This window comes from Burkholderia sp. 3C, from assembly GCF_054589155.1.
In genome coordinates this window covers 223644-225973 of the sequence record NZ_BAAILN010000151.1, presented here as the reverse complement: position 1 = coordinate 225973, position 2330 = coordinate 223644, and the positions used below count along the sequence as shown (strand labels likewise).

At 61.9% G+C, this 2330-nt stretch carries 1 pseudogene; it reads left to right on the top strand.

Features of this window, described 5'->3' with window-relative positions:
- Positions 1 to 2330, top strand: a pseudogene (locus ACYP33_RS31925) (YadA-like family protein); the annotation flags it as partial.

Genomic DNA, 2330 nt, shown 5'->3' with positions numbered 1-2330 from the left:
CGAAGGACAAGGTGACGTTGGCTGGAGCGACCGGCACGACGCTGTCGAACGTGAATGCAGGTAAGGCCGACAAGGATGCGGTGAACGTGTCGCAGCTGAAGGATGCCGGCCTGATCGGTGACGACGGCAAGTCGCGCGCCGCGGTGACGTACGACGGTATCGAGAAGGATAAGGTGACGTTGGCTGGAACGACGGGCACGACGCTGAAGAACGTGAACGCAGGTGTTGATGACAAAGACGCGGTGAACGTTTCGCAGATGAAGGGTGCCGGCCTGATTGGCGACGACGGCAAGGCGCTTGCGGCAGTGACGTACGACGGTATCGAGAAGGACAAGGTGACGTTGGCTGGAACGAGCGGCACGACGTTGTCGAACGTGAAGGCAGGTGCTGCCGACATGGACGCGGTGAACGTGTCGCAACTGAAGTCGTCGGGCTTGATCGGTGACGATGGCAAGTCGCGCGCTGCGGTGCTGTACGACCAGGACAAGAACGGCAAGGCGAATTACGCGTCGGTAACGCTGGGCAAGACCGGCGTGCCGGTGGGTCTGCACAACGTGGCGGCAGGCACGGCAGGAACCGATGCGGTGAACGTGTCGCAACTGACGGGCGTGACGGATGCGCTGGGCGGCGAAGCCGCGGTTGGGGCTGACGGCAAGATCAAGGCACCGACGTACACGATTGGAAAGAAGAACTACGACAACGTGGGTGATGCGCTGAAGGCGGCGGCGGAAACGGCGGACGATAACGCGGTGCATTACGACGCGGGTTCTGACAAGGCTACTGTTACGTTGGCTGGCAAGGACGGCACGACGCTGAAGAACGTGAACGCAGGCGTTGATGACAAGGACGCGGTGAACGTTTCGCAGTTGAAGGGTGCTGGCCTGATCGGCGACGACGGCAAGGCGATCGCTGCAGTGACGTACGACGGTCCCGCAAAGGACAAGGTGACGTTGGCTGGAGCGACCGGCACGACGCTGTCGAACGTGAATGCAGGTAAGGCCGACAAAGACGCGGTGAACGTTTCGCAGATGAAGGATGCCGGCCTGATCGGCGATGGCGGCAAGGCGCTTGCGGCAGTGACGTACGACGGTCCGGAGAAGGACAAGGTGACGTTGGCTGGAACGAGCGGCACGACGTTGTCGAACGTGAATGCAGGTAAGGCCGACAAGGACGCGGTAAACGTTTCGCAGTTGAAGGATGCCGGCCTGATCGGCGACGACGGCAAGTCGGTTGCGGCAGTGACGTACGACGGTCCGGAGAAGGACAAGGTGACGTTGGCGGGCAAGACCGGTACGACGCTGTCGAACGTGAAGGCAGGTGCTGCCGACATGGACGCAGTGAACGTGTCGCAACTGAAGTCGTCGGGCTTGATCGGCGACGACGGCAAGTCGCGCGCTGCGGTGTTGTACGACCAGGACAAGGACGGCAAGGCGAATTACGCGTCGGTAACGCTGGGCAAGACCGGTGTTCCGGTGGGTCTGCATAACGTGGCGGCAGGCACGGCAGGAACCGATGCGGTGAACGTGTCGCAACTGACGGGCGTGACGGATGCGCTGGGCGGCGAAGCCGCGGTTGGGGCTGACGGCAAGATCAAGGCACCGACGTACACGATTGGAAAGAAGGACTATGACAACGTGGGTGATGCGCTGAAGGCAGCGGCGGAAACGGCGGATGAGAACGCGGTGCATTACGACGCGGGTTCCGACAAGGCTACCGTTATGTTGGCTGGCAAGGACGGCACGACGCTGAAGAACGTGAACGCAGGCGTTGATGACAAGGACGCGGTGAACGTTTCGCAGTTGAAGGGTGCCGGCCTGATCGGCGACGACGGCAAGGCGCTTGCGGCAGTGACGTACGACGGTCCGGCGAAGGACAAGGTGACGTTGGCTGGAGCGACCGGCACGACGCTGTCGAACGTGAATGCAGGTAAGGCCGACAAGGATGCGGTGAACGTGTCGCAACTGAAAGATGCCGGCTTGATCGGCGACGACGGCAAGTCGGTTGCCGCAGTGACGTACGACGGTCCGGACAAGGACAAGGTGACGTTGGCTGGAACGAGCGGCACGACGTTGTCGAACGTGAAGGCAGGTGCTGCCGACATGGACGCAGTGAACGTTTCGCAACTGAAGTCGTCGGGCTTGATCGGCGATGACGGCAAGTCGCGTGCTGCGGTGTTGTACGACCAGGACAAGGACGGCAAGGCGAATTATGCGTCGGTAACGCTGGGCAAAACCGGTGTGCCGGTGGGTCTGCACAACGTGGCGGCAGGCACGGCAGGAACCGACGCGGTGAACGTGTCGCAACTGACGGGCGTGACGGATGCGCTGGGT